The organism is Pseudomonas parakoreensis (genome assembly GCF_021602155.1).
Classification (GTDB): domain Bacteria; phylum Pseudomonadota; class Gammaproteobacteria; order Pseudomonadales; family Pseudomonadaceae; genus Aquipseudomonas; species Aquipseudomonas parakoreensis.
Genome location: NZ_BQHY01000010.1, coordinates 89,915 through 115,584, shown reverse-complemented (window position 1 = coordinate 115,584; position 25,670 = coordinate 89,915). Strand labels below are relative to the sequence as shown.

Below are 25,670 nucleotides of genomic sequence, written 5' to 3'. Positions count from 1 at the left end.
CGACCGGCCGCTGGTGATCGCGGCCAGTCGTTCGGGGGGAGGGATCAGGCAATCTTCAACGCCATGAGAATGTCCAGCGGTGTCTGGGCAAATGCCCGGGCCTGCTCAGTCATCTCGGCAAGGTTTTCTTCGGCGGTGAGCAGCGGCTGGTCACCCCTGAGCAGCACTTCGCCCTGTTCACCGATGACGGCCCATGCCAGTTGCGCCCAGTCTTGCGGGTCAGTCATGCCTTGTTTGAGCGAAATCAGGAACAACTGCTGGACGCGGCTGACTGCCACGCCACCGCCGGTGACCGGGCTGGCCAGCACCTGAATATCGCTGTTGAACAGCGCCCGCTTGCACAGTTGCAGGTTCAGGGTGTCGCAACGTTCCTGCACCTGTCTTTCAGCGGCCTCGCTTTGGCATGGCGCGGCGACGCCCATGCCGATCAGCACGGTGACAGCCTGCACCAGGTCGTCGTAAGACACGGAGCCCACAGCCATCGATAACTGCTGCAGGGTCTTCGCTGCATAGGCATTGGCTGCGAGCGCTGCGAGCACCGGGCTGTAAATCTCCGCTTGCAGCGAAGCCGCGCCGGCGGGACCGGTGACCGTGTCAGGAATGTTTTCAATGGCTTGCAACAGGACAAACCGGCTTCTCAGCAGGGCATCCCGCTGTTCGGCGGCAGACAGCCGATTGGCACCGCGCACGTACAGATCCCGGCGGAAGTTCTGATTGATGAAGTAGTCGCGCGCCTGTTCGCGCATGACCGGATGCTCGATCCCCTGCAAAAAGTCCATGCCTTCTGCACTCAGATTCAGCGCTGCAACGGTATCCAACGGCACGGCGGTCGCGGCGTAGTCGAGTTTGGCCGCCGCCATGGCGTCGACCACGTCGGTGAAATACATGCAGTTCCAGTCGCGATTGAAGTACTCATGGGCCACGTACTGACGATTCTGGCCCTTGATGCTCTGCAACTGGGCACCGAGAGCGGGCGCCGTTCTGGCGTACTTCGGATTGGCTGCCAACAGCGCTTCGGAAAATTGCATCGCGGCATCGATACGTTTGGCCGGGCTGGTGGAGGCGTGGCTGGCAAAGCGGTTGTGCAGACTGAACAGATTGCGCAAGGGCGCCGAAGGCGACCAGCCCGGGAAACAGTTGTAGCTGACATACAACAGGCCGCCGGGTTTGAGGTGGCGGCGGGCGAATTCGACGATCAGTTGCTGATTGTCGCGGCTGACCCAGGTCCAGATGCCATGCAGGCTGATACTGTCGAAGGCCGGCAGGTCATCCCGGGCCAGCAGTTGCTCGAAACTGTCGTCATACAGGCGCGCCTGGCTGTTCCAGTCGCTCGCCAATGCAATGGCATGCGCGGCCTGGGATGGCATGAAATCGGTGCCGACGTAGTTTCCCGGGTTGGCGGCGGCATGGATGTTGATCGAAACACCCTGGCCGAAGCCCAGTTCGCAGTGGTAGCCAGCGGCACTCTCCAGCGTGGCAAAGCCGCGCAACAACAGGCAAAAACGCTGGAACACCGGATTGATTTCCCGGCTATACGAGTAGGTGTAGCCCTCGTCGGTGAAATACCCTTCGTTCCAGGCATTGCTCATGGGTGCATCCTTCAATTCGCGAGTGAGAGCCGCTCTTATAAGGGGTTGGCAGTGCGCTCCACAAGCGGAAAAACATGTAGGTGAGTCTTACGATTGCCGAGGCGATTAGACGTCTGTCTGCCATCGCTGCTGTGGGCCGCAAATCGGTCATGCAGTCTTTCGGGTCAGCGCGCGGGTTAATTCGAGCACCATGCCCTGTAGGAGCTGCCGCAGGCTGCGATCTTTTGATGTTGATCTTTAAAGTCAAAAGATCGCAGCCTGCGGCAGCTCCTACAGGGGAGCGGGGGAAGTCAGCGACCGTGTGCCGCGTCCGCCAGTTGCCCGGTATCGACCCGCACGAACACCGAATCACCCACCGCCGTCAGCACTTCCCCGGCGTACACCTCGCAGATCACCCGGGTTTTGCGCCCGACATCGCCTTCGACCCTGGCGCGCAGGGTCAGGGTGACGCCCATCGGTGTGGGTTTGATGAACTTGAGGCCGAGGTTGCCGGTGACGCAGTCGATGCGCGGCAGGCTGCCCGGGGCACGCTGTTCGGCGCGGTAGTGGTAAGCCATCGCGGTCCAGTTGGAATGGCAGTCGACCAGCATCGCCAGCAACCCGCCGTACACCAGATCCGGCCAGCCGCAGTATTTGTCGTCCGGCAGGTGTTCGGCCATCACATGCACGCCGTCCTCGTGCCAGAAGCTTTTGACGTGCAGCCCATGCGGGTTGCGGCCGCCGCAGCCGTAGCAGACGCCAGCGGGGGCGGCGAGGTCTTGCAGGGACGTTTCGGAACGGGTCATGGGGCTGGTCATCCTGAAGGGGTGATTCCGGTCAGGCGCAGGCGGTTGCGCCCACCGCGCTTGGATTCATAAAGCGCGGCGTCGCCTTGTTCGATCAATGCCGCGAGACTGGCCGGCGGCTGGTTGAACAGGGTGGCGCCGATGCTCAACGTCACCGGCTCTGGTGTCGGGAATGCCTGGGCGGCGCTGCGGTGAAACTGATCCCGCAGGGCGTCGCCCAGTCTGACGACGTGATCGCTGGGCGCGTTGCTCAGCAAAATCACGAACTCGTCGCCGCCCAAACGGGCGGCGAGCGTCTCATCGGAAGTCTCGGCGCGGATCATTTCACTCAAGGCCACCAGCAAACGGTCGCCGGCGCTGTGACCGTACTGATCGTTGACCGATTTGAAGTTGTCGATGTCGATCAGCAGCAGGGCGCCCGGATGCGCCGGGGAGACGTCCTGCAGCAAGCGCGGCGCGCGCACATCGAGAGCGCGGCGGTTGTAGAGAGCGGTCAGCGGATCACGGGCGGCCAGTCGGGCGATCTGTTCCTCGCGCCGGTAGCGTTCGGTGCCGGTCATTGACAGCGCGATCAGCATGATCGCCATTGCGCCTTCAACCAGCGAAATCTGAATGATTTCACCCCGGAACGCCGCCAGATCGATCAGCGTGCCCGGGATCATCACGGTCAGGGCCTTGGCCACATAGAACAGCCCGTGACCGAGCAACACGTAGCGCAGTTGCACCGCGCCGACGCTCAGCGAACTGCCATGAGGGCGCAGCAGCAGACTGGCCTTGAGCGTCGAGGCGGCCACCAGCAGCGAGTTGGCGGCCAGCATGACTTTCGACCACAACGGCCCGTCCGGCAACAACAGCATGACCAGCCAGCTGACGAAAATCAGGTACCAGGCCGGGGACAGACGGATCTGCGTGAAGCGCGCCACCCCCAGCAAAAACAGAAAGTGCGCGGTCACCAGCAAGCCGTTGGCGAACCAGATGCCGATCAGCAGAAAACCATTACTGCGCAGCAGGGCCAGGGTGGAACCGATGGTAATGGTGGCGAAACCGGCGCTCCAGAACAGCAGCGAAGGCTCACGAATGCTGCGCCACTCAACCGCCAGATACAGCGCGGCGGCGGCTGCGAGAGCGATCGAAATGGTCAGCATCGTCAGTGGGTCGAGCGGCATTTCCGGGGGAGCCTGTCAGAAGGTCGGTAGGGCCGGCGATTGTAAGCGTTCGGGGCCGTTTTGGCAGGCTCCGCACGCTGATGTCATGGCCGGGCGTTCGCCGTCATGACTGTGGCGCGAGCCAGGTGTCGACGATCCGCCGATCCAGTTCTTCCCAATAAGCCATGCCCAGCACCCGCGTGGTGTTCAGCCCGCGCAGATAGCCACGCAACTGATTGGCCGTATCGCGTTTGAGCTGCACATCGGTGATGTCCTTGTCCAGCAACACGTTTTCGTACTGCACCAGGTATTCCGCCACCCGCTCGCGAAAGTCGGGCAAAACCGCGTCGCGGATCAGGTCAAAGGTTCTCAAAGCGGCGTCCTCACTGTTGTTTTAGTCATTAGAGATGAGCATGGATCAAACGTTATCGTCGGTAACTATCGCTAGAAGTAATAGTGACCATCACGAAACGCAAGTTCAGCTTTGCAAGCAATAGGCGGAAAATTGCCTTCATTGAAAACGCAGCTCAAGGAAATTGCGCGATGAAGACACTGACCCGACTGGCACTGACCGCTCTGCTGATGAGCGGCATGGTAGCCACGGCACCGTCTTACGCTGACGACGCCTGTGCGTGTCATCTTCAGCCAATCGCCGGCAGCAGCGCGACATTGCAACATTCACAGACCGTGGGTGTGCTGTACAGCGAAAACACCCGGGAAAACCTGCAATACCTGTCGCGCTACCACGACATGGCGTTGCACGGCGCCAAGGATGCGCTGGATTCGCGAATTCGTGCAGCCTTTGTCAGCAGTTCCGACCCGGAACTGGCCATCGATTGGTTGCTCAGCTCGCTGCAGCGTCATTTTTCGTCGGTGACGGTTTACGACAGCCTTGATGCGCTGATTCAGGCACACCCGGACATTGTGGTGAAACTCGACACCTTCAACCGCTTGCTGACCCAGCAAAACAGCCTGTACGAGGCGCATTTCATCGCGCGTTTCTACGATGCCGACCTGCAATACATCGGCAAGGCCGAGGGCTCGGTGGAGAAACAGATTCCGTCGGTCTGGGTACACGACAAAGCGGCGCAGGAGATTGCCGCACAGATCCAGCAACAACGTGATCTGCAACTCAATGCCTTGAAGCAGTTCGATGCCTCGCTCAAGGCGCTGGTGGCTTCCAGCTGAACACTTAAAACCAAAAGGGCAGCGGCGGCGCCGTGACGCTGAACCGCTGCCGGATGAACCGGACTTTTATTTTCAGGATTACACCGATGCGTACTTTTTTTGCCCCGACCCTGGCTGTTGCCTCCTTGCTGCTCGCCGGTTGCGCCTCCGCACCAAACGACCCGACGCTGACCTTGCAGACCCGCAAGACCCCGGCGCAATACGCCGATTGCGTGGTGCCCAAGCTGCAGAGCAGTGCGCTGAACCCGACCGTCTCGCAGACCCAGCGCAGCTACCGGATCGTGGTGCCAAGCAAGGTCTCGGCGGACAACGTGCTGGAAGCCTACAAGGCCGGCAACGGCGGCAAGGTGTTCATCTACGAGCGCCACTTGCTGGCCTCCAATTTCCTGCCTTCCAGTTTTGAACGCGCTGCCCAGGATTGCATCTGACCCGGCCGCGCACACTGTTCTGACCGAGCTCCTTTGGTTGGCCGCAACCAACCAATACTTTGCCCCGCACCTCATTCGGTTGCGGGGCTTTTTTTGTCTGACGTTTGCTGCGGTTTTGATGTCGGCACGCTGACGCTTGCCCGGCGTGGTCGGCTGCTTGCGTCGGCAAAGGGGAATATGGTTGTATGGTGCAACTAAATTTCAGTGGTGATGTGTCATGAGTATCCCTACAGCCTTGATCGAAGAAATCCGTACAGCGTCGCGCACGATGGTGCGTGAGTTCGGTTTCCTGCGCGCCACCCTGGCGGCGACCGACTATTCAGCCTCCGGCGTGCACGCATTGCTGGAAATCGAGGCCGGGGACGGCGTCAGCGCTGCACAACTGGCGCAAAGCCTTGGCCTGGAAAAATCCAGTGTCAGCCGCATGGTCGGCAAACTGATCAAGGCCGGGGAGATCGAGGAGCGTGCCGCCGAGGACGCCCGGGTCAAGCTGTTGCAGCTGACTGCGCAGGGCCGGCAGACCGTCAACGATATTCATGCCTACGGCCGGGCGCAGGTCAGCAACGCACTGAACACGCTCAATCCGTCGCAACAACAGAGCGTGGCGCAGGGCCTTGCAACCTACGCCCATGCGCTCAAAAGCATCCGTCTGGGCGCTGACCGGCCACTCACGCCGAACCTGCACATCAGCGCCGGCTATCGCCCCGGGCTGATTGGCCGCGTGGCGCAAATGCATGCGGATTATTATTCGCGGCATTCCGGTTTCGGCGCGATTTTCGAACGGCGTGTTGCCAGTGAAACGGCGGAGTTTGTCGGGCGTCTCGATCAGCCCTGCAACCAGATCTGGGTGGCGATGCTTGATGAGCGCATTGTCGGTTCCATCGCAATCGACGGGCAGGATCTGGGTAACAATCAGGCGCATTTGCGCTGGTTCATCCTCGACGACGGTTGCCGCGGCAGTGGCGTCGGCCGGCAACTGCTGAGGGCGGCGGTGGAGTTTTGCGATCAGCACGGCTTTGACGCGATTCAGCTGTGGACCTTCAAAGGCCTCGACGCCGCGCGCCGACTGTACGAAGCGGCCGGGTTCGAACTGACCATGGAAGAGCAGGGCAGCCAGTGGGGCAGTGTGGTGACGGAACAGCAGTTCACCCGAACAGCCGCCTCACGGTGACGGTTGTATCAGTGTCATCACCCAGGCGCTGTATGTGTCCGCCAGTCAGGCTTCCTGCGCCTTGGCGCTGGCAATCGAAAACGCCTTCGGCAGGCTGGCGCCATTCTTCGCGGCCAGGATCTCGGCCATCACGCTGACGGCGATTTCCGCCGGTGTCTTGCTGCCAATGTAAATGCCGATTGGCCCGTGCAGCCGTTCGAGTGATGTCCGGGTCTCACCAAAATGCTCGATCAGCCGTTCGCGGCGCAGCTGACTGTTGCGCCGCGAACCGATGGCGCCGATGTAAAACGCCGGGCTGTGCAGGGCTTCGAGCAATGCCAGGTCGTCGAGTCGCGGATCATGACTCAAGGCGACGATGCAGGTGCGCAGATCGACCGCGAAGTCGCGTACCACGTCGTCCGGCATGCCAATGATCCGCTCCACACCGTCCACCGCCCAGGTGTCGATGTATTCGGCACGCGGGTCGCACACCGCGACCTTGAAGCCGTTGAACAGGGCCATGGTCGCCAGATACTCGGCCAGTGCGCCGGCACCGATCATCAGCAGGCGATACCCCGGCCCGAGGGTATTGAGCATCCGTTGGCCGTCGAAACTGAATTGCTCTGGGGTGGCCGTGGTTTGCAGCGTGACCTGACCGCCATCCAGTGCCAGGCAGCGGCGTACCAGTTGCCCGGCATCCAGTTGCAGCAGCAGTTGGTCCAGCACCTGCCATGAGGGATTGAACTCAAGAATCAGCTCAAGCGTGCCGCCACAGGGCAAACCGAAACGATGCGCCTCGTCGGCGCTGACGCCGTAGCGCACCACCTCGGGTGCACTGTCCTTGAGGCCGCTGCCGCCCTGCGCGGTGGTGTAACGCTGGATCAGATCGTCCTCAATGCAGCCGCCGGACACGCTGCCCACCACGCGCCCGTCGTTACGCAAAGCCATCATCGACCCTGTCGGGCGCGGCGAAGAGCCCCATGTGCGCGCCACCGTGGCGAGCAACACCTGCTCGCCGGTGGCGAGCCAGTCCCGCGCGGTGCGCAGGACCAGCAAGTCGATGCTTTCCATCAAACGTTCCTCTAACGCATTTGCAGGATGATCGGGCTGCTGCTGGCCGGATCGGTACGTTCACGCAGCTTGTTGACGGCCTGCGCTTCAACGGCACCGCCCTGATTGCCCCAGCTGCTGCGCATGAAGGTCAGCACTTCGGCGATCTCTTGATCCGACAACTGCTCACGGAAGGCCGGCATGCGATAGGCGTCCGGCACTCCGGCCGCCACCACCCGCTGTGAACCGTTGAGGGTGATGTTGATCGCCGAAGCACTTTCCTTGGCCAGTGCCGAGGTGGCGCCAGCCAGCGGCGGCATCCATTCCGACTGGCCCTTGCCGTCGAGGCCGTGGCACGAAGCACAGCGCGTGACGTAGGTATGAGCACCGGGCGCGTCCAGACGTTCCGTCGCCGAAGCCGCTTGGTACTGCCACGGCTGGCCGTCGCGCTGACGATCCCCCGGCAATGACTTGAGATAGCGGGCGATCGCGGTCAGATCGTCATCGCTCATGAACTGCGTGGAGTTGTTGAACGCCTCGGTCATCGAGCCGTAAACCACCGCGTGTTTGTTGCGCCCGGTCTTGAGGAACTGCACGATCTCCGGCTCGCTCCAACGGCCCAGGCCGGTGTTGTGATCATCACGCAGACTTGGCGCATACCAGCCATCGAGCAAGGCGCCAGCGAGATACGGCGTGGCGGATTCATCCAGAGCCTTCTCGTTGAACGCCAGACCGCGCGGCGTGTGGCAACTGCCGCAGTGCCCGGCGCCTTGCACGAGATAAGCGCCGCGATTCCACACGGCATCCTGCGCCGGTTTGGCCACGTAGGGCTCGGTTTCGGTAAACACACCGTTCCACAACGCAATCGGCCAGCGCAGGTTCAACGGGAAAGGAATCGCACTCGGGATATTCGCCTGCTTGACCGGTGCCACGCCTTTCATGAAAAACGCGTACAGCGCTCGCACGTCGTCGTCACTGAGCTTGGCGTAGGACGGGTAGGGCATCGCCGGGTACAGACGGCGGCTGTCGGGTGCCACGCCGTGGCGTACTGCACGGTCAAAGTCCGCCAGGCTGTAGCGACCAATACCGGTTTCCGGCTCCGGGGTGATGTTGGTCGCGTGGATCGCGCCCAGTGGTGTGGCCATTTCCAGGCCGCCAGCGAACGGCGCACCGCCCGGCACGCTGTGGCATGCCACGCAATCGCTGAGCCGGGCGACGTATTCGCCACGAGCGACCAGCGCCGGGTCGATGTCGGCCACGGCGGTGTGGTTGTTTTCAAGGCGCGAGACAGGCTCGCGGGTGACATACCAGGCCAGCAGGCCTGCCGCGACCAGGCACGGCACTGCCAGCCAGCCTGCGGTTCTTGCGAATCGGCTGTTGTTCATGGACGCTCCGGCGCTGATCAAGTGAAGGTGTGGCGGCTCATGGGCAGGCTGCGCACCCGTTGCCCGGTCAGCGTTGCCACGGCATTGGCGACGGCGGGCGCGACGGCGGGCAGTGGTGGTTCGCCGATACCGCCCATTTTTTCCCCGCTCTCGACCACACGCACGTGAACCCGGGCCATCCGCGCAGGCGGCAGGATCGGATACAGGTCGTAGTTGCGCGCGCGCGGTTTGCCATCAATCCACACGGCTTCCTCCACCAGGGTCTGCGACAGGCCCAGCGCCACCGCGCCGTTGACCTGCGCTTCGACAATCGCCGGATTGACGATGCTTCCGGGGTCGATTGCCTGCCAGATGTCGTGCACCTTGACCTGACCATGCTCGATGGAGACCTCGGCGATCACCGCCGTCTGGGTACCGAACGGCGACGCCATCGCCACGCCTCGCGCACGTTTGCTGCCGTCCGCCGCGGTAAACGGCCCACGCTTCCAGCCACCCGACAGCTCGCCCACTGCGTGCAGCAACGTGGTCAGCCGTTGGTTGTCGCGCAGCAGGTGCAGGCGCAATTCGAACGGATCCTTGCCGCCCTTGTCAGCCAGTTCGTCAAGGAACGACTCATAGAAGAAGTCGTTGAGCGAGTTGCCCACCGAACGCCAGTAACCGAGCATCGCCGGGCCTTTGGCGTAGATCTGTGCGATGCGCTTGTTGGGGATTGCATAGGACTTGCCCGACAAGCCTTCAAGCGCCGTCGGGTCGAGCTTCTCACCCTGTTTGCCGGCCAGCGCCTCGGTCGGTCCTTCGGTGGCGCTGATCGCTTCGATTGCCAGCGGCCAGCCGTCGTTGTCCAGCGCGGCGCGGAAATTCACCGCGGCTACAGGACGCAGCACGTCACGCAGGAACTCTTCCTCGCGGCTCCAGATCAGTTTGACCGGGCGGCCAACCGCCTTGGATAACTCGATCGCCTGCGGGTAGGGGCTGGCGGCGTCGTAGAGGAAATGCCGACCGAAGAAGCCGCCCAGCAATGGCGAATGCAAGGTGATGCGCGACGGGTCGAGTCCGGTGCGTTTGGCGATGTCGGCACGGAACATGTCCGGCGCCTGATTCGGCAACCAGACCTCCAGCGAACCGTCGGGATTGAAGCGGGCCAGCGCCGATGGCGGCTCCAACTGGCCGTGGTTCAGGTACTGGTTGTGGTAAGTGGCGTCAATCCGGGTCTTGGCGCTGGCCAGAACTGCAGCCACGTCGCCCTCATTTTCATCATCCCTGGCCGGGCCTTTGTCGTCAGCCAGGCGCTTGAGCCAGGCATCACTGGAAAAGTTTGCGGGCATCGGCCGTACTTTGCTGTCGGCGGTTGGCTCTTGCCAGTCGACCTGGATCGCTTCCACCGCACGTTTGGCGTGCCACCAACGCTCGGCGACCACGGCCACGGCACCCGGCAGACGATGCACGGAATGCACGCCTTTCATCGCCTTGACCTGCTCTTCGTTGCGCAAGTTGCCTACGGTCATGCCCAAACGCGGCGCATGTTGAACGGCGGCGTGGAGCATGTCATCGACTTTCAGATCGATGCTGTACAGCGCCTTGCCGGTGGACTTGTCGTAGGCATCGACGCGCTTCACCGGTTTGCCGATCCAGCGGAACTGGCTCGGATCACGCAGTTGCACCGAGGCCGGATCGGGCACCGGCAGATCCATGGCGTGTTCGGCCAGTTCGCCGTAGGCCAGCGAGCGACCCGATTTGGCGTGCATGACTTTGCCGGGTTCGGTGCTCAGCTCGCTGACCGGCACCCCAAGTTTCTGCGCACCGGCCTGCAGCAGCATGGCGCGGGCGAGGGCGCCGAGGCGGCGCATCACCGGGTAACTCATGCGCACTGACATGCTGCCGCCGGTGATGCGCATGCCGTTTTCCATCACCACATAGGCTTCGCCGGGCGGCGCGGCTTCGACCAGGAAGGTCGCGGGGTCGGCATCCAGCTCTTCACCGACGATCTGCGCCATCGCGGTGAACGTACCTTGTCCGCCTTCCATGAACGGGCAGAGCAGGCGCACGCGGTTGTCCGGGCGGATTTCCAGAAACGCCGGCACCTGCGTGCCACGCTCGGCAGTCGCGGCCGCCACTGCGGCTTGCACCCGAGTCGTGCCCAGCGGCAGGCCGAAGCCGAGCACCAGTGCGCCGACGGCGGTGCCGGCCAGGAAACGTCTGCGCGACACGTTGATCGGTTCGTGCAGCGCCAGTGCTGAGGCTTGCTGTGCAGGATCGATACGCACGTTCATCAGGCGTCTCCCTTGCCGGCCAGCTCATGCACGGCGGCGTGAATGGCGTTGTACGTGCCGCAGCGGCACAGGTTGACCATCGCCGCCTCGATCTGCGCGTCACTCGGCTTGGGGTTTTGCTTGAGCAGCGCCGTGGCGGCCATTACCTGGCCGGACTGGCAGTAGCCGCACTGGGCGACCTGCAGATCAACCCAGGTCGAGACCACCCGTTTGCCGACATCATCGGCCTCAATCGCCTCAATGGTGGTGACCTCGCGACCGACCACACCGGCCACCGGCGTGACGCACGAGCGCACCACGTTGCCGTCCACCAGCACGGAGCAGGCGCCGCACTGCGCCAATCCACAGCCGTACTTGGTGCCGGTCATGCCCAGGTCATCGCGGATCACCCACAGCAGGGGCGTATCGGCGTCGGCATCGACCTGATAGGTTTTCTGGTTGATTCGTAGTTCCATGGTTCACCCGCTCGATCATCGGTTGACGTGCATTTTTATAAGCGGTGAAACGCTGCGCGGCGCCTCACCGGTAAAGCGTGTTCTTGCTCAACTGGCCGCGTTACCCAGCGCTTCTGCGGCGAAGGGTTCGCCACGCAGCAGCGCGATGTCACGACTGGGTGCGGTGCCATACAGGCGTGCGTATTCGCGGCTGAACTGCGAGGGACTTTCATAGCCGACCGCAAACGCCGCTCGCGAAACGTCCAGACGCTCCATCCACATCAACCGGCGCGCCTCGTTCAATCGCAGCCATTTCTGGTACTGCAGCGGGCTCATGCCGGTGAGCTGGCGGAAGTGGTGGTGAAAGGTCGGCGCGCTCATCTGCACCCGCGCCGCCAGCTCATCGATGCGCAGCGCCGCGTTGTAGTTGACCTTGAGCCAGTCGATGGCTTTGGCAATGCGATAACCCTGGCCATCGACGGCCGTGATCTGCCGCAGCCGCGCGCCTTGATCGGTATGGAGCAGCCGATAGTGGATTTCCCGCAGCACCAGCGGCGCCAGTACCGGGATCGCTTCAGGCTCGTCGAGCAATGCCAGCAGGCGTTCGAGCGCGCCTTCCAGCGCGCACGACATGCTGCCAATGCCAGCGCCCGCGTTCATCGACGGCTGCCGCTTCGCAGGCAAGCCACCTTTGCTGAGGATCTCGGCGAGCATGCCGACATCCAGTCTCAGCACCAGCCCGACACAGGGCTGTTCGGGGCTGGCGAGCATCACTTCGGAATTGGCGGGCAGATCCAGTGAAGTGACCAGAAACCGCGATGGGTCATAGCGGTAACCCTCACCGCCGACCCACAAGCGCTTTTCCCCACGGCCCACCAGAATCAGGCTCGGCTCGATCATGCACACGACCGGTGGCGCCGGCTGATCGCGACGAAACAGCGACAGGCCGGGTATCGACGTGGCGAAGTCACCCGGCACGCTCATGCGCGAGTCAATGTTCAACGCCAAAGGTGATGCGTGGCGCGGCGGGGTAGGGATCATGTCGGACAACTCCTGTTGATCGAACTCTAATCCGCTGCACAGGCGTTTCCTATACACCACCCCGCAACCTCAGAGGATCAGGCAAGCATTCAAGAGGAATGCACTAGGGCGGAGGTGGATCGACCGGGAGAATGTGTCAAACCATTACGGGAGAGACGCGATTCGACAACGCGATCCTCGCACCGTGAAAACAGTTCGTCGGGGCCATCGCCCGGACGCCTCTCGCCATACAGGTAGTTCCCATGACCTCCCTTTCCACAGAACAGCGCGGCTGGAGCGCGGTGCTGGCCATGTCGTTGTCCGCCTTCGCTCTGGTCGCTTCAGAATTCATGCCGGTCAGTCTGCTGACGCCGATTGCCGCCGAACTGCACATCACCGAAGGCCAGGCCGGGCAGGGGATTTCCGTGTCCGGTGCGTTCGCCCTGGTGACCAGCCTGGTGATTGCAGCGGTTGCTGCTCGCATCGAGCGCAAGACGCTGTTGCTGGGGCTGACCTTGCTGATGATCGTCTCGGGGACGGTGGTCGCGTTCGCGCCGGGCTACCCTTCGTTCATGTTCGGGCGGGCCCTGATCGGCATCGCCATTGGCGGTTTCTGGTCGTTGTCGGCGGCGACCGCGATGCGGCTGGTGAAGCCGGATCAAGTGTCCCGGGCACTGGCCATTGTCAACGGCGGTAACGCGCTGGCGACCGTAATCGCTGCTCCGGCGGGCAGCTTCCTCGGGTCGTTGGTAGGCTGGCGCGGCGCGTTCTTCTGTGTGGTTCCGGTCGCCGCGCTGGCGGCCATATGGCTGCTGATCAGTCTGCCGTCCTTCAAGCTCGAGCGTCAGGCCGGTAGCGGCAACGCCCTGCGGCTGATGAAGCAATGGCCGGTCGCTTTGGGGATGGTCGCTGTCAGCGTATTTTTCATGGGGCAATTCATGCTGTTCACCTACCTGCGGCCCTTTCTGGAGGAGGTCACCGGGGTCAGCGTCTCAACCCTGTCCTTGATGCTGCTGGGACTGGGGCTTGCCGGTTTCATCGGGACCTTTGTGATCGAAAGATTCCTCGGCACCGGCCTGTACCGCACGCTGACGGTTATCCCGCTGATGATGGCGCTCATCGCCCTGGCGCTGGTCAACTTCGGCGCATCACCGCTGCTGACTGCGGTGCTGCTGGGCCTGTGGGGGCTGGTCGCCACGGCGGCGCCCGTGGGCTGGTGGACATGGCTGGCGCAAACACTCCCGGAGGATGCCGAAGCTGGCGGAGGCTTGCTCGTGGCCATCGTGCAACTGGCAATTGCCGCAGGGGCCATCGTCGGTGGCCTGGCGTTTGATCTGAGCGGTTATAAAGCCACCTTCGAGCTGAGCGCGGCGGTGTTAGTGATTGCGTCGGTGCTTGCCTGGTTATCGGGGCGCAGTGCTGCACAAGTGCATTTTGTCGAGTCGAACGTGGTCGGTTGAGAGAAATGTAAGAGTGATCGTGGAATTGACAGCTCTGCTCCAGCAACGGATTTGCCAATGACACTATGTGTCATATAGTCTTTGGCGCATCACTCCTCCAGCCTCTCATCAAGGATTTCCAATGAACGTTCATTTCGTGGTTCACGAAGCATTCGAATCGCCCGGCGCCTATGAAACCTGGGTACGCGAACGTGGCCATGAAGCGAGTTATTCGCGCGTGCATGCGTTTGAGGCCTTGCCCGCGAGCGTCGAAAACATCGACCTGCTGGTGGTGTTGGGCGGCCCGCAATCGCCGGCGACGAGCAAAGAGGAATGCCCGCATTTCGATGCGGCTGCCGAGTGCGACCTGATCGTTAGAGCGATCAACGCGAACAAGGCAGTGGTAGGCGTTTGCCTGGGGGCGCAATTGCTCGGCGAAGCGCTGGGTGCTGCGCATGGTCACAGCCCGGAAAAGGAGATTGGCAATTTTCCGATCACCTTGACCGAGGCGGGCAAGGACAACGCCAAGGTGGCGCACTTCGGCGATGCGCTCGACGTCGGTCATTGGCACAACGACATGCCGGGGCTGACGGCGCAGGCGAAGGTCCTCGCCGTCAGTGAGGGCTGCCCCCGTCAGATTGTCGAATACGGCGATCTGGTCTACGGCTTCCAGTGCCACATGGAGTTCACGGCGGAGGTCGTGGAGCGTTTGATTGCCGCGTCCCCTGACGAGCTCGCGGCGGCGCTGGATTGTCGTTTCGTTCAGCAGCCCGCGGCGCTTCGCACCAACGCTTATGAGCAGATGAACTTGAAACTGTTCGAGTTCCTCGACAAGCTAATGGCGCATTATCAGCGGCAAACCAACGACTAGATACTCAAACAATGGCGCCGTCGCATCGCAGCATCACGGCGCCTCCTGCTCAGATCCAGATGTCGTTGTCAGCCGTGCGCTCGCCACCTTCGTGCCCGGTGTTACGCACCCCCCGAGGCTCGATCATCATCAGGCGCGCTTCTCCTTCCGCTGCCGTCCGATGTTCGATCCCGCGCGGCACGACGTACAGCTCACCCGGTTCGACGTATACGCTGCCATGGGGCAGGTCGATCCGCAGCGTGCCCTCGATCACAATAAAGGCCTCATCTGTTTCCGGGTGGGAGTGCCAGATGAATTCACCTTCGATGCGAACCACTTTGAACTGGTAGTCATTCATTTCGGCGACCACACGGGGGCTCCACTGCTGATCGATCAGCGCGGATTTCTGCGCCAGATTGATGGCGTGCAGTGCTGGTACTTTGCTGGTATGTGGCATGACAAATCCTCTATCAGACAGGAGCCGTCAGCCTAGCGGAGGGGTTATTGGCGATGCTTGTACGATCCTGCAAGTTGCCTTTGCCCCAGGACGCGTTCCAGCCAACGCGACGGAGATACCCCATATGTGCGGGTGAAGTGCCGGGTCATATGACTTTGGTCGTGAAAACCCGCAGCCAGTGCGGCATCCACCAGCGAGAATCGGTCAAGCAGCAGCGTGCGCAATATATCCAGGCGACGCAGGGTCACGAAACGATAGGGGCTGGTGCCAAACAGCACTCTGAAGTCCCGAGAGAGGCTCCACCTTTCACGGCCGCTGGCGTGCTCCAGCATTTCCAGCGTAATGCTCTGGTGCAGGTGAGCCATGATGAATTCCCTTGCGCGCTCGGCTGCCGGGTAATCGAGCAGTTTGCGCCCGCGAGGTTTGCCGGCCACGGCGCGCAGGGCCATTGCCAGATCAAACAGGGCGTCCTGTTCTTCCAGCGGATCAAGCGAGTAATCCATCGCCTGCACGAACGCTTCACTGGCGCGATACAGGCGCGGGTCGCTGGACAGACCGCCGGCGATGAAGGGTAGCGGTTCACCCTTCAACACCTGCTGAATCAAAGCCGGATCGATATAGGCCATTCGATAGCGAAACCCCGCTTCGGTCCCGGCCATGCCATCGTGCAGTTCATCAGGATGCAGGAGCAAGGTGTTACCCGGTAAGCCGTGGCGCAGGCTGCCCTTGTAGTGAAAGCTTTGCACGCCAGAGAGGGTGCGACCGATCGAGTAAGTATCGTGCCGATGTGGGTGGTAGCCATGGCCGCCAAACCGGGCTTCGATACGTTCTATCCGCCCCGGCTGTGTGCTGCGCACTACCCAATCGGAATCTGGATCTGGTCTGGACTGTTCCATGGTTTCACTGTCTCTGAGAGAAGCCTGCTGCGAGCGATGATAGCCAACCTGATCGAAAGCAGGGTGTCACCGTTGCCCTCGCGTATTTTGCGCCAGACGCTCACGCCAGTTGCCACCGTGCGTGCGTTGGCATGCCTCCTCGGAGTCGAAACACACGTTGCGCTCTGATGCGGGCAGGTCGATATCGGCCTCCCTCAGCGCGGTGGCCGTCAGTTCGAAGATCCGCGCTTTGGCTTGTGTGAGGGCGAGATTTTTGTTGGCCTCAGTATCGAACACCCAGATTACTTTCAGGGTCGCCGCCAACGCGTTCAGGTCAGCGGTGTGGGTCAGCCAGGTGAAGCCCTGGATTTCAGCTTTTGCGGTTTCACATGCGTCGGTGAGCGTGGCAATCAAGCGCCGCTCGATCCGCGCCAGTTCTCGTTTTCCAGCAGGCATTGCAGATCCTTTGACGACAGTGGTGGTGTGGTCTCACTGTAATTGCTGAGGATTCACAAATCCTCAAGTCCAACCCGAATTCCCTGTGGGAGCGAGCTTGCTCGCGAAAGCGGTAGGTCTGTTATGTCAGTGTTGACTGACTTGGCGCCTTCGCGAGCAAGCTCGCTCCCATAAAGGTTGCTGTGAACCGGGATGCCCCTGTCCAGTACAAATCTTTGTGGGATTGTGGCGTCAATCCAGATCGCTGGCCTGATGCCGCTCGGCAACCTGGCTCGCCTCGTCACCCCAGGTGCGATTGACGCGCTGGCCACGCTTCACCGCAGGGCGTTGGGCAATGTCTTCGGCCCAGCGCTGCACGTGGGTGTATTCGTGGGCCGCCAGAAATTCGGCGGCTGAATACACATTGTTGCGCACCAGTTGGCCGTACCATGGCCAGACCGCGATGTCAGCAATGGTGTAGTTGTCGCCGGCCAGGTAGCGGCTTTCCTTGAGGCGTCGGTCGAGCACATCGAGCTGACGCTTGGTTTCCATGGTGAAGCGGTTGATCGGGTATTCGAGCTTCTCCGGCGCATACGCATAGAAGTGCCCGAAGCCGCCGCCCAGATAAGGCGCAGAGCCCATCTGCCAGAACAGCCAGTTCAGGGTTTCCGTGCGGCCAGCCGGGTCTTTGGGCAGGAAGGCGCCGAACTTTTCCGCCAGATACAGCAGGATCGAACCGGACTCGAACACCCGAATCGGCGGCTGTGCGCTGCGGTCGAGCAGCGCCGGAATTTTCGAGTTCGGATTGATCTCGACAAAACCGCTGGAGAACTGATCGCCCTCGTTGATGCGGATCAGCCATGCGTCATATTCGGCCCCGGAATGCCCCAACGCCAACAGCTCCTCCAGAAGGATGGTCACCTTCACGCCATTGGGGGTCGCCAGGGAGTACAGCTGCAGCGGATGTTTGCCGACAGGCAATGTCTTGTCATGTGTCGGCCCGGCAATCGGGCGATTGATGCTGGCGAAATGGCCGCCGGACGGCGCTTCGTGTTTCCAGACCTTGGGCGGAGCGTAGGGCGCTTTACTCATGAAATGGGCCTCATGGTGAACTTGCCGAGAATGACCTGACGGATATCAGACACGACAGCATAAACGCTCTAGCTCAAGACTGCGCAACCCCCGGAATGATCAAACACGCCGCCAGTCCCATCAGCGCAATCCCGATGAACTTGTCGAGGAGCCGCTGTTTTTCCAGCAGGCGACGGCGTAACCGTTCAGTGGAGAAAAACAGCGCAACCAGACTGAACCACAGCCAATGAATGACCGACATGAACAAGCCATAGGCAAAGTTCACCGTCAGCGAACTGCCAGGCTCCACCACTTGGCTGTAGGCCGCCACCACAAACATCATGGTTTTCGGATTCAGTGCATTGGTCAGAAAACCTGAGCAGAACACCTTCCAGGCGCGAGGCACCGAAGCGCTCGCATCGGCAAATGTCAGAACCGATTGATTGGTAAAGGACTTGATGCCCAGATAGACCAGGTATGCGGCGCCCAGCAGTTTCATCATCCAGAACAGCAGCGGCGATTGGGTGATGATCAGCGCCACCCCGAACACCGTGTAGAACACGTGAACCTGCACGCCACAGGCGATGCCCAGCGCGGCTAATAACCCGCTGCGCCGTCCGTAGGCATAGCTGTTGCGAGTGACCATGGCAAAGTCCGGACCCGGGCTGATCACCGCCAGAACGGTGATGGCGATTACCAGAAACAATTCATTCATGCCTACGCTCCATCGCGTCATTTGCGCTACTTGATTTCACAGATGCACTGTCCGCAGTCTTTCTTGCAAATGTTTGGAGGGATGCGGCAGGCTCCGAGTGGCGCCATGATGGGGAATTGTCACTGGCAAAAAAAACGATTTATAGTCGCGAAAATCTGTGAGAAATCATCGCCTATATGAACCTGCCTCCGCTGGCTGCCTTTCGCTTCTTCAACACCGCCGCCCAGACCCAGAGTTTCGTCAAGGCTGCCGAGCTGCTGCACGTCACCCACGGCGCGGTCAGCCGCCAGGTGCGTTTGCTGGAGGAGGCGATCGGGGTCGAATTGTTCGAACGGCGTAACCGCGCGATCTTTCTCAACCATGCCGGGCGCTTGCTGTTCAATGTCACCGCGCCGATGTTCGAGCAGTTGCAGAGCACGGTTTATCGCCTGCAACGCGAAGTCCACGATGACGTGCTGGTGGTGTCCTGCGAGCCGACCATCGCCATGAAATGGCTGATCCCGCGACTGCCCGACTTCCACAGCGCGCATCCACAGTTGCAGGTGCAACTGCTGACGGCCGGCGGGCCGATCGACTTCGCTCGTTCAGGGGTGGATCTGGCGATCCGGCGTGACGATTTCCATTGGGACGAAACCGTGCACGGCGTGACCCTTTGTGAAGAGTGGATCGGCCCGGTCTGCGTGCCGTCCAGTCGACCTGACGGTGGTCATTTGCGTGGCGCCTGCCTGCTGCACAGCAAGACCCGCCCGCAGGCGTGGGACAACTGGATGCGACTGGCCGGCATGGACGCATCGGGTGTCAGTCGGGTCGATTACGAGCATTTCTACCTGTGCATTCAGGCCGCGCTGGCCGGGCTGGGCGTCGGAATGGCGTCGTTTCTCATGGTGCAGGACGAACTCAAGTCCGGCCAGTTGATCGCGCCGTTCGGCTTTGTGCGGGACGGTTCGAGCTATTGCCTGCTGTCACCGCGACCCTTCGAACAGAGCGCCAATGCCATGCTTTTTCGCGAGTGGATTGCCCGGCAGATGAGCGCGTGCAGCCCACCGCTCGTGGATGATCTGAAGCCTTGACGACAGAGGGGCTGCAGTCAATGGGTCAGGCGTCATCGCCGCTCGTTCCTGCATGCACCAAATACAACATCAGAAGATCGCAGCCTTCGGCAGCTCCTGCAGGGAGCTGTTTGGCAATACCGTCGGGTAAAAACAATCGAAACTTCGCGCGCGTCCCGACTGTCCAGACCCATGTACCGCCCGGCGGATATCTCGCCGGGCAGGCTTCATGCATCGGTGACAGTCGAGGAACGAAATGACGACGACAGTGGGCGATTTTCTGGTTGAGCGGCTCAGCCAATGGGGCGTCACGCGGATTTTTGGTTATCCGGGAGACGGCATCAATGGCGTATTCGGCGCGCTCGCCCGAGCCAATGGCAAGATCGAATTCGTTCAGGCCCGACACGAAGAAATGGCCGCGTTCATGGCGTCGGCCCACGCCAAATTCACTGGCGAACTGGGCGTGTGCATCGCCACGTCGGGGCCCGGCGCTTCGCACCTGATCACCGGTCTGTACGACGCGCGCATGGATCACCAGCCGGTGCTGGCGATAGTCGGTCAGCAGGCGCGGACGGCGCTCGGCAGTCATTACCAGCAGGAGCTGGATCTGGTCTCGATGTTCAAGGACGTGGCCGGGGCCTTTGTGCAGCAGGCCTCGGCGCCGTCGCAGGTGCGTCATCTGCTCGATCGTGCCGTGCGTACGGCGGTTGGCGAGCGGCGGGTGACGGCGATCATTCTGCCCAATGATTTGCAGGATCTTGCGTACGAGCCACCGGCGCGGGCACACGGCACTGCGCATTCCGGCGTCGGATACACCAAGCCGAAAGTGCTGCCCTACGAAGCTGATCTGCAGCGCGCCGCCGACGTTTTGAACAGCGGTGAAAAAGTCGCGATTCTGGTCGGCGCTGGCGCGTTGCAAGCGACGGATGAAGTGATCGCCATCGCGGAAAAACTCGGTGCTGGCGTGGCCAAGGCGTTGCTCGGCAAGGCCGCGCTGCCGGACGATTTGCCGTGGGTCACCGGCAGTATCGGCCTGCTGGGCACCGAGCCAAGCTACAAGATGATGAGCGAGTGCGACACTTTGTTGATGATCGGCTCGGGTTTTCCCTATGCTGAATTTCTGCCCAAGGAAGGTCAGGCGCGCGGCGTGCAGATCGACCTGCAGCCGGACATGCTGAGCCTGCGTTACCCAATGGAGGTCAATCTGGTCGGTGACTCCGCCGAAACCCTCGCCGCGCTGCTGCCGTTGCTCGAACAGAAAACCTCGCACAAGTGGCGCACGAAAATTGAAGGCTGGCGCGGCAGCTGGGAGAAAACCCTGGAAAAGCGTGCGATGGCCAAAGCCGATCCGATCAATCCGCAGCGGGTGGTGTACGAGCTGTCACCGCGCCTGCCGGAGCAGGCGATCATCACCAGCGACTCGGGTTCGTGCGCCAACTGGTACGCCCGTGACCTGAAGATCCGTCGTGGCATGCAATGTTCGCTGTCCGGTGGCTTGGCCTCGATGGGCGCAGCCGTGCCGTATGCGATCGCTGCCAAGTTTGCGCACCCCGAGCGTGCGGTGATTGCGCTGGTGGGTGACGGCGCGATGCAGATGAACAACATGGCCGAGCTTATCACCGTCGCCAAATACTGGCGCCAATGGAGCAGCCCGAAATGGATCTGCGCGGTGTTCAACAACGAGGATCTGAATCAGGTCACCTGGGAGCAGCGGGTGATGGAAGGCGATCCGAAGTTCGAAGCCTCGCAGAGCATTCCCGATGTGCCGTATCACCTGTTCGCCATTTCCATCGGCCTGAAAGGGATTTTCGTCGACCGCGACGAGGACGTCGCTGCCGCCTGGGAGCAGGCGCTGGCCTCGGACGTACCGGTGCTGATCGAGTTCAAGACCGACCCCAACGTGCCGCCGTTGCCGCCACACATCAAACTCGAACAGGCGAAGAAGTTTGCCACGACCTTGCTCAAGGGCGACCCTGACGAGGCGGGGGTGATCGTGCAAGCCGCCAAGCAGGTACTGGCCAGCGTCCTCCCCGGCAAAAAATAATCGTGCAGGCGCTTCGTCGTGTCCCAAATCTGTGAGCGCCGCAGAACCCTGTGGGAGCGAGCTTGCTCGCGAAAGCGTTGTGTCAGGTGCAGCGATTGTGGAGGTGTCGACGCCTTCGCTGGCAAGCCAGCTCCCACAGGTATTTCGCTGTGTCCTGAATCTGTGAACGAGGACCGTGGAGATTTTCATGGGTGAAGCAGCGAAGGTGCTTTTTTGATGTTCATCGGTTGCGCGGGCTGGAGTCTGGGGCGCGAGTATTGGCCGCAGTTTCCGGCCGAGGGTACGCATCTGCAGCGTTACGCGGCGCGGTTTGACTGCGTGGAAATCAACAGCTCGTTTTATCGTCCGCATCGGCGTCAGACCTATGCGCGCTGGGCGGATTCGGTGCCGCCGGGCTTTCGCTTTTCAGTGAAAGTGCCAAAGCAGATCACTCATGAATGGCGTCTGCGGGACTGTGATCAAGCGCTGGACGAATTTCTCGGGCAGTGCGAGGGTCTGGCCGATCGGCTGGGATGCTTGCTGGTGCAACTGCCACCGTCGCTGGCCTTTGAACCGACAAGCGCAGAGGCGTTTTTCGTGGCGTTGCGCCAACGCTTCGCCGGTGCCGTGGTGCTTGAGCCACGGCATGAGTCATGGGTAACGGCAGCGCCGATGCTGCAGGCGTATCGGATTGCCCAGGCCATGGTCGATCCGTCGCGGATCAGTACCGATGGTTCGGCGCAGGGCTGGCAAGGTGTGTGTTATTGGCGATTGCACGGTTCGCCACGTATCTACCACAGCGCCTACAACGAGCGTTATCTGCAAGCGCTGGCAGAGCAGATGCAGGTCGCGGCAGCAGAGGGCGCCGCGGTCTGGTGCATCTTCGACAACACCGCCAGTGGTGCCGCGCTGGGTAACGCGTTGGCACTGGCAGCGTTGATGGCGGATTGAGCCAGGCGGACACGTCATCGCAGACGATCCTCGCGCCGATGATCGTCAGCGGTTGAGGAAGGCCAGCAGATCCTCATTCAGCGCCTCGGCGTGGGTCACGGCAAAACCATGGGGCGCGCCGGCGTAGACTTTCAACTCGGCGCCCTTGATCTGCGCGGCGGCCTGTTTGCCGGTGGTTTCGAACGGCACGATCTGATCGCCGTCACCGTGGATTACCAGAGTCGGCACGTCGATCTTCGCCATGTCCGGGCGGAAGTCGGTTTGCGAAAACGCGGTGACGCAATCCACGGTGCCTTTCAGCGAGGCGAGCAGGGCGATGTTCAGGGTTTGCGTGAGCACGCCATCGGACACTTTCTGGCCCTGATTGGTGCCGTAGAATGGCGCGGCGAAGTCCGCGATGAACTGCGCGCGATCCTTGAGCAGGCCGGCCTTGATCCCGTCGAACACCGAGGTGTCGACGCCCTGCGGGTAATCGGCCTTCTTGCCGAACAGTGGCGTCACCGCGCCAAGCAGCACCAGCCCGGCAACGCGCTCGCTGCCGTGGCGGGCGATGTAGCGACTGACGTCGCCGCCGCCCATGGAGAAACCGACCAGCGTCACGTCGCGCAGGTCGAGGTGTTTGATCAGTTGCGCGATGTCGTCGGCAAAGGTGTCGTAGTCATAGCCGTTCCACGGTTGATCGGAGCGCCCGAAACCACGGCGGTCGAAGGCAATCGTGCGGTAGCCGCGACTGCTCAGGTATTCCATCTGGTATTCCCACATGTCGGCATCCAGCGGCCAGCCATGGCTGAACAGCACGGGCTTGCCGCTGCCCCAGTCCTTGAAATAGATCTGTGTGCCGTCATCGGTAGTGAATGTGCTCATGGAAACTCCTTGCTTGAGTACGCGTTGGGGAGGGCTGTAAAAGCAGGATTCACTATCCGCGCAATCGACCGTGGCCACTTGTATGCAGGTGCTGCGCTGTCGGCGTGGTTCTTTTCCGCGACCACAGTTGTAAGATGCAACCACACGCTGGATTTGACGGAGAAACACCCTGTGAAGCGCAAAAGCCTGCACGGCAACGCCTGCCCGGTCGCCCGTACGCTGGATCTGATCGGCGACTGGTGGTCGCTGCTGATCATCCGCGATGCGCTGGAGGGCATCCGCCGCTTCAGTGATTTTCAGAAGAATCTGGACATCGCCAAGAACATGCTCAGCGCTCGGCTCAAGAGCCTGGTAGAGCAGGGGATCCTGCAAACCGTGCCGGCCGCCGATGGCGGTGCCTATAAGGAATACGTGCTGACCGAACGCGGCAAGGCCTTGCAGACGGTGATCGTTGCGCTGTCGCAGTGGGGCGGCGAACACCTGTATGCGCCGGGGGAGGCGGGTTCGGTGATGGTTGACGCGCAGCAGCGGCAGCCGATCAGGAAGCTGGAATTGCGTTCAGCGGATGGCCGCCTGCTGGCACCGCAGGACGTGGCGACGAAGTTGGGCGTTGCACACTGAACCAGGGATTAACCCCGGAAAACCGCAACCGCGTCGATTGTTCAATCCCTGTTACAAACCCGACAAACGGTCGAAATGTTTGTTTGACGTCAAAATGATGGCCATCTAATATCGCGCCACTATTTTGATGTCATTCCGTCTCGAGGGATCGAACATGTATCCACCCGCCCTCGTGGCGAGGTTGTGCGTGGCTTTGCTGTGCCTGTCTCCGCTTCAAATTACCTTCGCTGCACCCACCCCCGGTGAAACCGACCTGATCCGCGATCGCCAGAATCGCCTGCTTGAAGAGCAACAGCGGCGCCTGGAAGAACTCAAGGATTTGCCCGGCAAAGATGCCAAGCCTTCGCAACCGGCAGCGCCCACCGATACCCGCTGTTTCCCGATCAAGGACATCGAACTCAAGGGCGCCGACAGTCTGTCCGACAGCGACAAAACCCGTCTGCTCAAGCCCTACATCGACCAGTGCCTCGGTGTACCCCAGCTCAACGAGCTGCTGAAAGTCATCACCGACCATTACATCGAGAAAGGCTTGGTCACCAGCCGCGCCTACCTGCCGCAGCAAGACTTGTCTGGCGGGCACCTGAAAGTGCTGGTGGTCGAAGGCAAACTCGAAGGCATGAAGGGCGCCGAGAACAGCCAGCTTTCGCAGCGCGAACTGGCGATGGCCTTTCCCGGCAAGTCCGGCGAACTGGTCAACCTGCGCGAGATCGAGCAGATGGTCGATCAGCTCAATCGCCTGCCGTCCAATCAGGCCAAGATGGAGCTGGCGCCGGGCAAGAACGTCGGCGGCAGTGAAGTGCTGGTCACCAATAACCCGCAGAAGCCATGGCGTGCCGGACTGTCGCGCAGCAACGACGGCCAACGCAGCACCGGTGAACAGCAGTGGGGCACCACTTTCGATTGGGACAGCCCGCTGGGCCTGGCCGATCAGTTGAGCCTGCGCGGCGGTCACGATGCAATGACTGACCACCAGCACACCTCCAGCAACGCCATGCTCAATTACAACCTGCCGTGGGGCTGGTGGAACTTCAGCTACACCTACAGCCAGAGCGACTACCGCTCGCAGATCGCCGCCAACGGCTACAACTTCAAGCAGACCGGCGACAGCGAAAACCATCAGCTGCGCGCCGAGCGGGTGATCCATCGCGACTCGGTGAGCAAGACCTCGCTCAGTGCCGGCCTGTCCTACCTGCGCACCAACAACTTCATCGAAAACAGCAAGCTCAAGCTGAGCAGCAACCGCATCAGCGAAGCGCAGTTCGGCTTCAACCACGGTCGCCGCATCGGCAGCGCCTTCGTCAACTTCGACGCCGGCATGCAGGAAGGCATCGGCGCGTTCGATGCGCAGGGCAGCCACGATCCAGGCCCCGGCGAGCCCGACGCACGCTACCGCAAATACACCGCGACCCTGAGCTATCTGCAACCGTTCAAGGTGTGGGGCGAATCCTTCAGCTTCAGCAGCCTGATGACCGGCCAACGCAGCGAGGATGTGCTGTTCAGTCCGCAGCGCACCAGCCTCGGTGGACTGTCGTCGATCCGTGGCTACAAGGATCAGTCGCTGTCCGGCGACAGCGGCGGTTACTGGCGCAACGACCTGCGCTGGAGCCGTCCGGTGACGGCCGAATGGCTGCGCCCGGTGTTCGCCGAATACGGCACCAGCCTCGGCTACGACCAGGGCGTGATTCGCGGCGACCGCTACAACGGCGATCAGCACGGACGCATGTCGAGCAACTCGCTGGAACTGTTCGCCCGTGGTCAACACGTGGCTGCCAGCGTGACCTTTGCCCATTCCCTCGAACGCCCGGATGTGCTGACCGAGCGTGAAGCGCCGATTTATTTCCGCCTCGACTTTTTCATCTAATTCAAATTCTTCGAG

The 25,670-nt window shown here is 61.6% G+C and carries 25 protein-coding genes; 10 read left to right on the top strand and 15 right to left on the bottom strand.

Translation table 11 applies throughout. The features are described 5' to 3' along the window. Nucleotides 1-44: 44 nt before the first annotated feature. The 4 genes from L6D63_RS17200 to L6D63_RS17185 form a co-directional block, all read right to left on the bottom strand. Entirely contained in the window at nucleotides 45-1,589 is a 1,545-nt protein-coding gene (locus L6D63_RS17200) for a methyltransferase regulatory domain-containing protein (protein WP_131670220.1), read from the bottom strand. A 290-nt stretch (nucleotides 1,590-1,879) separates the two neighbouring features. Then, nucleotides 1,880-2,374, bottom strand: coding sequence for a PaaI family thioesterase (locus L6D63_RS17195; RefSeq protein ID WP_131670221.1), 495 nt, complete (start codon nucleotides 2,372-2,374; stop codon nucleotides 1,880-1,882). A gap of 8 nt (nucleotides 2,375-2,382) precedes the next feature. Further along, the gene (locus L6D63_RS17190; protein WP_047294881.1) at nucleotides 2,383-3,540 is read right to left on the bottom strand and encodes a GGDEF domain-containing protein; all 1,158 of its coding nucleotides are present in this window, start codon (nucleotides 3,538-3,540) and stop codon (nucleotides 2,383-2,385) included. Between the two features lie 103 nt (nucleotides 3,541-3,643). Then, on the bottom strand, nucleotides 3,644-3,892 hold the full coding sequence (locus L6D63_RS17185) for a hypothetical protein (protein WP_131670222.1): 249 nt from the start codon (nucleotides 3,890-3,892) through the stop codon (nucleotides 3,644-3,646). 170 nt (nucleotides 3,893-4,062) lie between these two features. On the opposite strand from L6D63_RS17185, the gene L6D63_RS17180 reads away from it, so the two are divergent. From L6D63_RS17180 to L6D63_RS17170, 3 genes are all read left to right on the top strand, one after another. Further along, a complete protein-coding gene (locus tag L6D63_RS17180; protein WP_131670223.1) occupies nucleotides 4,063-4,707 on the top strand; it encodes an ATPase in 645 nt (214 codons plus the stop codon). Between the two features lie 86 nt (nucleotides 4,708-4,793). Then, nucleotides 4,794-5,135, top strand: a complete 342-nt coding sequence (locus L6D63_RS17175) for a hypothetical protein (protein WP_041062700.1) — start codon at nucleotides 4,794-4,796, stop codon at nucleotides 5,133-5,135. Nucleotides 5,136-5,352: 217 nt separating this feature from the next. Then, a complete protein-coding gene (locus L6D63_RS17170) occupies nucleotides 5,353-6,306 on the top strand; it encodes a bifunctional helix-turn-helix transcriptional regulator/GNAT family N-acetyltransferase (RefSeq protein ID WP_131670224.1) in 954 nt (317 codons plus the stop codon). A 45-nt stretch (nucleotides 6,307-6,351) separates the two neighbouring features. Here the strand turns inward: L6D63_RS17170 and L6D63_RS17165 are convergent, their stop codons facing one another. The 5 genes from L6D63_RS17165 to L6D63_RS17145 form a co-directional block, all read right to left on the bottom strand. Beyond that, the gene (locus tag L6D63_RS17165; protein WP_095666838.1) at nucleotides 6,352-7,356 is read right to left on the bottom strand and encodes an XdhC family protein; all 1,005 of its coding nucleotides are present in this window, start codon (nucleotides 7,354-7,356) and stop codon (nucleotides 6,352-6,354) included. 11 nt (nucleotides 7,357-7,367) lie between these two features. Further along, complete coding sequence (locus L6D63_RS17160) at nucleotides 7,368-8,720, bottom strand: c-type cytochrome (RefSeq protein WP_131670225.1); 1,353 nt, start codon at nucleotides 8,718-8,720, stop codon at nucleotides 7,368-7,370. A gap of 17 nt (nucleotides 8,721-8,737) precedes the next feature. Beyond that, nucleotides 8,738-10,990 carry a xanthine dehydrogenase family protein molybdopterin-binding subunit gene (locus L6D63_RS17155; RefSeq protein ID WP_131670226.1) on the bottom strand — a complete coding sequence of 751 codons (2,253 nt, stop codon included), beginning with the start codon at nucleotides 10,988-10,990 and terminating at the stop codon, nucleotides 8,738-8,740. Beyond that, complete coding sequence (locus tag L6D63_RS17150; protein WP_027613020.1) at nucleotides 10,990-11,445, bottom strand: (2Fe-2S)-binding protein; 456 nt, start codon at nucleotides 11,443-11,445, stop codon at nucleotides 10,990-10,992. Before L6D63_RS17150 ends, L6D63_RS17155 begins: the two co-directional genes overlap by 1 nt. An 87-nt stretch (nucleotides 11,446-11,532) precedes the next feature. Beyond that, complete coding sequence (locus L6D63_RS17145) at nucleotides 11,533-12,465, bottom strand: AraC family transcriptional regulator (protein WP_131670227.1); 933 nt, start codon at nucleotides 12,463-12,465, stop codon at nucleotides 11,533-11,535. Nucleotides 12,466-12,707: 242 nt separating this feature from the next. Here L6D63_RS17145 and L6D63_RS17140 point away from each other — a divergent pair, with 242 nt between their 5' ends. Further along, a complete protein-coding gene (locus L6D63_RS17140; RefSeq protein WP_131670228.1) occupies nucleotides 12,708-13,904 on the top strand; it encodes an MFS transporter in 1,197 nt (398 codons plus the stop codon). Between the two features lie 121 nt (nucleotides 13,905-14,025). Next, nucleotides 14,026-14,754, top strand: coding sequence for a type 1 glutamine amidotransferase (locus L6D63_RS17135; protein ID WP_131670229.1), 729 nt, complete (start codon nucleotides 14,026-14,028; stop codon nucleotides 14,752-14,754). A gap of 49 nt (nucleotides 14,755-14,803) precedes the next feature. On the opposite strand, the gene L6D63_RS17130 is transcribed toward L6D63_RS17135, so the two are convergent. The 5 genes from L6D63_RS17130 to L6D63_RS17110 form a co-directional block, all read right to left on the bottom strand. After that, nucleotides 14,804-15,190: a cupin domain-containing protein gene (locus L6D63_RS17130; RefSeq protein ID WP_121184976.1), complete on the bottom strand. Its 387-nt coding sequence runs from the start codon at nucleotides 15,188-15,190 to the stop codon at nucleotides 14,804-14,806. Between the two features lie 44 nt (nucleotides 15,191-15,234). Next, a complete protein-coding gene (locus L6D63_RS17125; protein WP_131670230.1) occupies nucleotides 15,235-16,086 on the bottom strand; it encodes an AraC family transcriptional regulator in 852 nt (283 codons plus the stop codon). Nucleotides 16,087-16,152: 66 nt separating this feature from the next. Continuing rightward, entirely contained in the window at nucleotides 16,153-16,521 is a 369-nt protein-coding gene (locus L6D63_RS17120; protein WP_095666830.1) for a hypothetical protein, read from the bottom strand. A 231-nt stretch (nucleotides 16,522-16,752) separates the two neighbouring features. Beyond that, a complete protein-coding gene (gene yghU, locus L6D63_RS17115) occupies nucleotides 16,753-17,592 on the bottom strand; it encodes a glutathione-dependent disulfide-bond oxidoreductase (protein WP_121184980.1) in 840 nt (279 codons plus the stop codon). Nucleotides 17,593-17,665: 73 nt separating this feature from the next. Beyond that, nucleotides 17,666-18,286 carry a LysE family translocator gene (locus tag L6D63_RS17110; RefSeq protein ID WP_131670231.1) on the bottom strand — a complete coding sequence of 207 codons (621 nt, stop codon included), beginning with the start codon at nucleotides 18,284-18,286 and terminating at the stop codon, nucleotides 17,666-17,668. Between the two features lie 176 nt (nucleotides 18,287-18,462). Between L6D63_RS17110 and L6D63_RS17105 the strand changes: the two genes are divergently transcribed. The 3 genes from L6D63_RS17105 (at nucleotide 18,463) to L6D63_RS17095 (ending at nucleotide 22,309) form a co-directional block, all read left to right on the top strand. Then, nucleotides 18,463-19,356: a LysR substrate-binding domain-containing protein gene (locus tag L6D63_RS17105; protein ID WP_131670232.1), complete on the top strand. Its 894-nt coding sequence runs from the start codon at nucleotides 18,463-18,465 to the stop codon at nucleotides 19,354-19,356. Nucleotides 19,357-19,591: 235 nt separating this feature from the next. Further along, nucleotides 19,592-21,379, top strand: coding sequence for a thiamine pyrophosphate-requiring protein (locus L6D63_RS17100; RefSeq protein WP_131670233.1), 1,788 nt, complete (start codon nucleotides 19,592-19,594; stop codon nucleotides 21,377-21,379). 216 nt (nucleotides 21,380-21,595) lie between these two features. Beyond that, nucleotides 21,596-22,309: a DUF72 domain-containing protein gene (locus L6D63_RS17095; RefSeq protein ID WP_131670234.1), complete on the top strand. Its 714-nt coding sequence runs from the start codon at nucleotides 21,596-21,598 to the stop codon at nucleotides 22,307-22,309. A 45-nt stretch (nucleotides 22,310-22,354) separates the two neighbouring features. On the opposite strand, the gene L6D63_RS17090 is transcribed toward L6D63_RS17095, so the two are convergent. Next, nucleotides 22,355-23,173 (bottom strand): alpha/beta fold hydrolase, encoded by an 819-nt coding sequence (locus L6D63_RS17090; protein WP_131670235.1) that lies wholly within the window; start codon nucleotides 23,171-23,173, stop codon nucleotides 22,355-22,357. Between the two features lie 171 nt (nucleotides 23,174-23,344). Between L6D63_RS17090 and L6D63_RS17085 the strand changes: the two genes are divergently transcribed. Together L6D63_RS17085 and L6D63_RS17080 are read left to right on the top strand one after the other, a co-directional pair. Continuing rightward, the gene (locus L6D63_RS17085; protein WP_047294843.1) at nucleotides 23,345-23,794 is read left to right on the top strand and encodes a winged helix-turn-helix transcriptional regulator; all 450 of its coding nucleotides are present in this window, start codon (nucleotides 23,345-23,347) and stop codon (nucleotides 23,792-23,794) included. Between the two features lie 154 nt (nucleotides 23,795-23,948). Continuing rightward, entirely contained in the window at nucleotides 23,949-25,655 is a 1,707-nt protein-coding gene (locus tag L6D63_RS17080) for a ShlB/FhaC/HecB family hemolysin secretion/activation protein (protein WP_131670236.1), read from the top strand. Nucleotides 25,656-25,670: the final 15 nt, after the last annotated feature.